Origin of the sequence: Balneola sp. EhC07 (assembly GCF_001650905.1) — a bacterium.
Taxonomy (GTDB): Bacteria; Bacteroidota; Rhodothermia; order Balneolales; family Balneolaceae; genus Balneola.
The window spans coordinates 33,682-41,351 of the sequence record NZ_LXYG01000007.1 but is presented as its reverse complement, the minus strand read 5'-3'; the positions used below and the strand labels follow the sequence as shown (position 1 = coordinate 41,351).

The window sequence follows — 7,670 nt, the reverse complement described above, 5'->3', positions numbered from 1 at the left end:
TTTTAAAGATTTCTTAAATAATCTTTAATACCACCTTAACTAAAAGGATAATATTCTGAGAAAGGGTAAATAACTGATTGTTTTTATGTAACCGATCTTTCGCTTACAAAAACCTAGTTCTTGTAATTTTTTACAATGTAATCATTCAGAATAGATTTAAACTCTTTTCCTATCCCCTCACCTTTAAGGGTTTTGAAATGCTCTCCATCTACATAAACCGGAGCTTTGGGCTCTTCAAATGTTCCGGGAAGAGAAATCCCTATATTTGCCGCTCGTGATTCTCCGGGGCCGTTTACTACACAACCCATTACCGCAACATCCATTTCTTCCACACCCGGATATACTTCTCTCCATACCGGCATGGATTCCACTATGTAATCCTGAATTTCTTCAGCTAATTCCTGGAAATATGTACTTTTTGTACGTCCGCATCCCGGGCAGGAAGTCACTTGTGGAATAAAACTCCTGATTCCCAGCGATTGAAGTACTTGCTGAGCAACCTGAACTTCCAATGCTCTGTCAGCGCCGGGCTGAGGTGTTAATGAAACTCTTATCGTATCACCAATTCCTCTTTGTAAGATAACGGACAAAGCCGATGCACTTGCTACCATACCCTTCATCCCCATTCCTGCCTCGGTTAATCCTACATGAAGCGGATAATCTACAACCTCAGCTATTCGTGTGTATACATTTACAACATCCTGAACACCACTCATTTTGCAACTGATGATGATCTTATCCGATCCCAATCCAACATCTTCGGCTAATTTTGAAGAACGCTTTGCACTTTCAACCATAGTATCCAGCATCACTTCTTTGGCTGACTTAGGTTCTGCCAAATCGTTATTTGCATCCATTTTTTGAGCTAGTAACTGCTGATCCAGCGATCCCCAGTTTACACCAATTCGAACGGGTTTGTCATATTTAATGGCTTGTTCTACAATCGTGGTAAAATTCTTGTCACGAGTTTTTGTCCCTGTATTACCGGGATTGATACGGAACTTTCCCAAAGATTCCGCCATGTCGGGATATTTCGTCAACAGCACGTGACCATTATAATGAAAGTCCCCAACGATAGGCACGGGAACTCCACGATTCATCAATTTCTCTTTGATATGAGGAACTGCTTTCGCTGCCGCGTCATTATTTACGGTAATTCTGACGATCTCAGAACCTGCTTTGTGCAGATGATCAATTTGATCTACTGTTTCATCAATATCAGCGGTATCGGTATTTGTCATTGACTGTACAACGATCGGAGCTCCCCCACCAACCGGAACATCACCAACCATTACTTGAATTGACTTTCTTCTTTTTATAGAAGCCATGTATGCCCTAATTTTTCTTACTTAATTCGAATAGTTTCTGTTTTTCTTCCTTCGTCAAAGCATCATAACCGCTTTTAGATATCTTTTCTAAAATTTCATCCAATTCGGTTTGATCAACTTCTTCAACGATCTCAACATCCTTCACAATGCTCATATTCTTATTTTTCGGCTTTGAAGAAGGACTTGGTTTTACCCGACCAAAAAGATACTCAAAATATCGAATTACTTTACTCAGATCTGTTCCTGATTTATGAGCCGTAGTCAATAAATATCCAACCGAAGCTCCACCAATATGAGCAAAGTGAGCAACATTACTTCCGCTGTTCAGAAGCAACACATCGATCGCAACCAATCCTGCAACTAAATATCTGGCTTCAATCGGTGGTAGAAGCAAAAGCATTATCGGTGTTCTTGGAAAAAGAACAGCAAAAGCTACCATAATTCCATTAACAGCTGCAGATGCACCAATCACTAAATTATAGTCAAATACAAATGCTGATGAAAAATGAAACAAAGCACCGGCTACCAATGCAGAAAAATAGATCGTTAAAAATGATCTTGGTCCAATTGTATCTTCCACCGCTCTTCCCATCCACCAAAGCCAAAGCATGTTGAATAGAAAATGCATGAAATCACCATGCAGAAATCCATAGGTAATGATTCTCCAAGGCTCTAAATAAATAGTTGGAAAATTTGGAACAAAACCAAAATTCAATTTGATCCATGTATTTAAACTAGGACCTACCAGCAACTGAATTACAAATATAACTGCATTGATGGCTATGATCGTACGAAGAGCAACAGGCACCCGCATGAAGCCTCGCTTAAAAGTATTTCCAAATGAATCGTATGACTGATTTCTCATCTCTTTCTAATTATCTGAGCTTAAGCATATTCGGATGGTTTCTTTAATCCCCACAACTTGATCAAAATAAAACCTACTAATAAACCACCTAAATGTGCAAAGTGTGCAACGCCACTATCAGCTCTGGTTAATCCATTAAATAATTCAAGTGCACCGTAAAATCCAACAAAATATTTAGCTTTAATTGGGATTGGCGGGAATAAAAGCATGATTCTGCGATTTGGATACATCATTCCGAATCCTAATAAAATCCCATACACAGCACCGGAAGCACCGATAGTTGAACCACTACTCACAAATAGCTGAATCAAACCTGCTCCGATTCCTGTTAAAAAATAGTACATCAAAAAGCGCTTAGTTCCCCATAATTGTTCTAGTGCCTGACCAAATATCCAAAGCGCAAACAAGTTGAAAAAGATGTGATAAAAGTCCGCATGTAAGAACATGTAAGTTACCAGCTGCCATGGCATAAACCCATCACCGAAAGGCTGCAAAACAAGTAACGGAGCCAGAGCCGAACCCATTGGAGTCCATCCTGAACCAAAAATGTTAATGGTGGCCAAAAAGAAGATCCCGTTCCAGATCAATAAGTACTTAATTGCAGGAGGAAAAAATGAAAACTGAGTATTCGGAGAAAATTGATTCAATTGAAAACCTTATCGCTGATTTTTAATTCTGTTCTGATTTTTTTTGATACGCCAATATACGTTGATACCACTTAAAGTTACGCCCGGAATTCCTTGTCCGGGATAAGTTGTATCGCCCACAAGATATAATCCTGAGAATGGCGTTTGGTTTGGTGTCCATTTAAGCAAGCTGCGTGCCATGCTTTGCGGGATACCACCAACCCTGCCTTTTTTGCGGTATACCCAATTTTGCCATGTAATGGGAGTAGCCGTATGAATTGTTTCGATATCACTTTGTTCAAAACCCGGTAGTTTCTGTTTTAGTGTTTCAACTATAAACTCTTCTGTTTGTTTCTTAGCAGATGCATAATCACCATTTAATGAAAACCAATATTCAGGTGAAGCGTGACAGGATATATTGAGCGTTCTTTTTCCTTCCGGAGCTCGATCGGTATCTCCTCTTTTTGACATAGATACAAATATCGAATCTGAATTTGTAAACGGAATAGAATCTTCTTCTTCCAAATGAATTTGATGGTGTAAACTCATTTCATCGGGATAAGTATCCGTGGTTGCTATACCTAATGTGATCGCTCCCCAAGCTTCGTCAAAATCTTCAGATTCTTCTACAAAATACTCCGTCATTTCTCCTGATGTGATATCTTTCATATTCCATATCGGGATATTGGAAACCACGATCGGGGCTTGGTAAATATTTCCTTTTTTGGTTTGAATGATGAACTCTTCTTCTTTTTTACTCAGATGAGTAACCGCTTCCCTAGTATGAAGAGCACCATCCTTTTCCTGAATAAAACTTCTGATGGAGTTGATCATTTCCAGTAATCCACCGGGAACATAAAAATTCGAATAGTTGGTATAAGTCAAACCGGCTGCACCGAATAAAAACGGTGTATCTTCTGCTTTTGATTGAGCTGTGATCATCAACTGTTCATCTACAAATCGACGAAACTTAGGTGTGTCAACTCCAAACTTTCGCATTACATCCTCAACCGATTGAATGGCATAAGGTAACACCCAAACATCTAAGGGAGAATTTAAGATCGCCAGTCTTCCCCAATCGGTTATATTCTGCGGTGGAAAAAAAGGATTTTTGAGTGATACACCCCAAACGGTATCAGAGACTTTTAGTGCTTCTTCCCAGAATGATCTCTGTGCCTGAGGATTACCAAAAACTCGTCCGGCTTCTTCAATCCATTCTGCCCGATCTTTATACCGGATAATCTCTTCGCCATCTAACCTGACCGTCATACTTGGAGTGATCTCTTCTCTGGGAATCTGAATTCCGGTTTCTCTCTCCAATTTCCACAATGGCTGATTTTCATCAAATCCGATAAGTGTAGTCGCGCCAGACTCGAACGTAAATCCTTTTCTGTAATACGATGAACTGCATCCACCCGGAACTGCCGCGGCTTCCAGGATCAGAACTTTGTAGCCGTCATTGGCAAGCATCGCCCCTGCACTCATCCCTCCCATTCCCGAACCAATAATAATTACGTCGTAGTCTTTGTTGATAGTCATGGAAGCAGAACATCTTTACCAATAAGAAATGTTCCATCTAAATGACGTCATCCTGAACTTGTTTCAGGATCTTATGAGCTACCTCAGATCAACCCCTTAAAGTCTCATCCCAATCTTCCAGCTTTGGATTGTGTTGCTTTACCAAATTCCATTTCCATTCTTTATGCCAATTCTTTAATTGCTTTTCGCGATCAATGGTATCCACTATTGAATCGAATTCCTCTGCGTAAACCAGAATAGTTAGCTTATACTTTGAAGTAAACTCTGAACCTTTTCCTTGTTTATGTTCCCAAATTCTTCTAGTGAGATTAGAAGTAAAACCAATATATAGCGTAGTCCTTTGAAAGTTGGTTAGAAAATAGAAGTATCCTTTGCTCATAATTAGTAAGACAGATTCGACTACCATTCCTTACAAAGATCCCGAAATAAATTCGGGATGACGTCCTTTTTGGAGATGAAATCGTAAATCAGAATTATTACTAATTGAAAAATTCTTAATTCTTCATTGAGCCATTCTTAATTGATCAATGCGCCTCCAACCAATTCTCTCCAATTCCGGCTTCAACTTTTAAAGGAACATCCATCTCAAAAGCCGATTCCATCAATTCTTCGATCTTCTTTGGAACTTCATCCAGCTCACTTTCATGGATCTCAAAGATCAGTTCATCATGAACCTGAAGTAACATCCGGCTTTTCTTGTCGTTGTTCTTCAGCCAGTTATGGATGTTGATCATCGCCAGCTTGATTACATCTGCAGCCGTTCCCTGTATCGGCATGTTGATCGCTACACGTTCAGCAAATCCACGAACATTCCAGTTTCCTGAATTGATATCCGGCACATATCTCCTTCTTCCGATCAATGTTTTCACATATCCGTGTTCCTTGGCAAACTGTTTAGTGTCATTGATGTAATTCAGAATATTCGGAAATCGCTCAAAGTATTCATCGATCATTTCCTTCCCTTCTGAATTTTCGATGCCGAGATTTTGAGCTAATCCATACGCACTTAATCCGTAAGGAATTCCAAAATTCACTTCTTTCGCTTTACGACGATGGTCTGCAGTAACATCATCCAGTGAATCCAAGTGAAAGATCTCTTTGGCTGTTCTGGAGTGAATATCTTCCCCATTTTTAAACGCCTCGATCATAGCTTCATCTTTAGCGATATGAGCGATCACTCTCAACTCTACCTGAGAATAATCCGCAGACATCATTTTAAATCCTTTATCAGCTATAAATGCTTTACGGATCTCCCGACCTCGTTTTGTTCGTATCGGAATATTCTGAAGATTAGGATTGGAAGATGAAAGTCGACCCGTTGCCGCCACACTTTGATTGAAATCTGTATGAATTCTACCGGTAGCTTCATCAACAATCGAAGGTAATGCATCAACATAAGTAGATTTTAGTTTCGCCAACTGACGATATTCCAAAATCAGATCCGGCATTTCGTACTTCACAGCCAGTTTTGTCAACACCGATTCATTGGTAGAATACTGACCTGTTTTCGTTTTCTTTCCGGCAGGTAATCCCAGTTTATCAAATAAAATGGTTCCCAACTGTTGCGGAGAATTGATATTAAACTCCTCTCCAGCCTTCTCATAGATCTGCTTCTCCAATTCTTTAAGATCGGTAGCAAGATCTTCGGAAAATCCTTCCAGCATTCCAACATCCAGCTTTACTCCCTGATATTCGATCTCGGCAAGCACTTCCATGAGTGGAAATTCAACTGTTTTTGCAACTTCATCCAATTCATCTTTGGTGAGCTGTTCGCTAAATATCTCATACAATCGTAAAGTTATATCTGCATCTTCACACGCATACAAATACACTTCTTCAGGAGTAAGATCAGCCAAAGAGATCTGCTTCTTTCCTTTTCCGATCAATGCTTCAATCGGAACCGGCTCATAATTCAGATACTTTTTTGATAGTTCATCCATCTTGATCTTTTGAGTCGCATCAATAAGATACGCAGCGATCATGGTATCAAATGGCTTTCCTTTGATCTGAATTCCTGCTCGATGGAGAATCAGCCAATCGAACTTATAGTTATGAGCCACAAGGGTTTTACTCTCATCTTCAAACAACAGACGAATGATATCAACCACTTCTTTTTCATCCAAAGCTCCTTCAACATTTACAGGAATATAAAAACCCATTCCCGGCTTGGCTGAAAATGAGAATCCTACCAATGAAGCCGAAACCGGATTCGGTGAATTTGTCTCTGTATCAAAACAGATCACGGATTCTTTCTTTAGATCCTCAACAAGCTTTTTAACCCCGTCTATGTCTTTGATCAGCTCATATGCATTCTTTTCTTCGTCCAGCTTTTCAGTAGGTTCTTCTTCAACAAAAGTCCCGAAAAGATCTCCCTGATCTCCGGCTTTATTTTCGATGGGCTCTTCGCCTAAATATCTCTTTGTAAGAGTTCTGAATTCCATTCTTTTGAAAAAAGCACCCAGATCATTCTTATTCGGACCATTCCATTCTAACTCTTCCCATTCTGCTGTATCAGGAACATCTGTTTTGATGGTCACCATAAATTTGGCATGCATTGCCTGATCAGCAAATTCCTGTAATCCTTCTCGCTGACGTTTTGCGGAAATGGTGTCAGCTTTGGCGATGGCTTCTTCCAAAGAACCAAACTCATTGATCAGTTTTGGAGCGCCTTTCTTTCCGATTCCCGGAACACCCGGAATGTTATCAGAAGCATCACCGATTATTGCCAGCACATCGATCACCTGATCCGGATACACTCCGAAATAATCATGTACTCCTTCTCTGTCGATGATATTAAATCCACCGTCTTTGTTATCGGGCTTCATCATTTTTACATGATCGTGCACCAATTGCATAAAGTCCTTATCAGGAGTAACCAGATATACATCTACATCATCTGCATTTGCACCTGAAGCAATGGTTCCGATTATATCGTCGGCTTCATAGCCATCTTGTTCAATATTTTTGATGCCCCAATTTTCTACCATTTCTTTGATCAAAGGAATTCCCACTTTCAGTTCATCAGGCTGTGGCGGACGTTGAGCTTTGTAGGTTTCGTCGGCAGTATGACGGAAAGTTGGAGCGTGAGTATCCCAGGCAACGGCAATGTGTGTGGGTTTTTCTTCGTCCAGCATCTTCATCATAGTATTGGCAAATCCAAGCACAGGACCGGTGGCTATTCCTTCAGAATTTTTAAGTCGAGAATTAACAAATGCGAAATGAGCACGATAAGCCAGTGCCATCCCATCAAGTAAAAAAAGAAGTTTCTTTGACATGTAGTCTTTTATTTGTCGAAATTGTAGTCTTTGAAAC

General features: G+C 40.0%; 6 protein-coding genes. All 6 read right to left on the bottom strand.

Annotated features, from left to right (window positions below; genetic code table 11):
- Nucleotides 1-113: 113 nt before the first annotated feature.
- Entirely contained in the window at nucleotides 114-1,328 is a 1,215-nt protein-coding gene (ispG, locus tag A8B79_RS03510; protein ID WP_066218001.1) for a flavodoxin-dependent (E)-4-hydroxy-3-methylbut-2-enyl-diphosphate synthase, read from the bottom strand.
- Between the two features lie 7 nt (nucleotides 1,329-1,335).
- Complete coding sequence (locus tag A8B79_RS03505) at nucleotides 1,336-2,193, bottom strand: rhomboid family protein (RefSeq protein WP_066217999.1); 858 nt, start codon at nucleotides 2,191-2,193, stop codon at nucleotides 1,336-1,338.
- A gap of 20 nt (nucleotides 2,194-2,213) precedes the next feature.
- Entirely contained in the window at nucleotides 2,214-2,840 is a 627-nt protein-coding gene (locus A8B79_RS03500) for a rhomboid family intramembrane serine protease (RefSeq protein ID WP_066217998.1), read from the bottom strand.
- Between the two features lie 9 nt (nucleotides 2,841-2,849).
- Nucleotides 2,850-4,358, bottom strand: a complete 1,509-nt coding sequence (locus A8B79_RS03495) for a phytoene desaturase family protein (RefSeq protein WP_066217995.1) — start codon at nucleotides 4,356-4,358, stop codon at nucleotides 2,850-2,852.
- An 88-nt stretch (nucleotides 4,359-4,446) separates the two neighbouring features.
- Nucleotides 4,447-4,737 carry a GIY-YIG nuclease family protein gene (locus tag A8B79_RS03490; protein ID WP_066218014.1) on the bottom strand — a complete coding sequence of 97 codons (291 nt, stop codon included), beginning with the start codon at nucleotides 4,735-4,737 and terminating at the stop codon, nucleotides 4,447-4,449.
- Between the two features lie 145 nt (nucleotides 4,738-4,882).
- A complete protein-coding gene (gene polA, locus A8B79_RS03485; RefSeq protein WP_066217993.1) occupies nucleotides 4,883-7,633 on the bottom strand; it encodes a DNA polymerase I in 2,751 nt (916 codons plus the stop codon).
- Nucleotides 7,634-7,670: the final 37 nt, after the last annotated feature.

Excerpts from the sequence above, each read along its gene's own strand:
- ispG (WP_066218001.1), bottom strand. The coding sequence starts at position 1,328 with ATGGCTTCTATAAAAAGAAGAAAGTCAATTCAAGTAATGGTTGGTGAT.
- A8B79_RS03505 (WP_066217999.1), bottom strand. The coding sequence starts at position 2,193 with ATGAGAAATCAGTCATACGATTCATTTGGAAATACTTTTAAGCGAGGC.
- A8B79_RS03495 (WP_066217995.1), bottom strand. The coding sequence starts at position 4,358 with ATGACTATCAACAAAGACTACGACGTAATTATTATTGGTTCGGGAATG.
- A8B79_RS03490 (WP_066218014.1), bottom strand. The coding sequence starts at position 4,737 with ATGAGCAAAGGATACTTCTATTTTCTAACCAACTTTCAAAGGACTACG.
- polA (WP_066217993.1), bottom strand. The coding sequence starts at position 7,633 with ATGTCAAAGAAACTTCTTTTTTTACTTGATGGGATGGCACTGGCTTAT.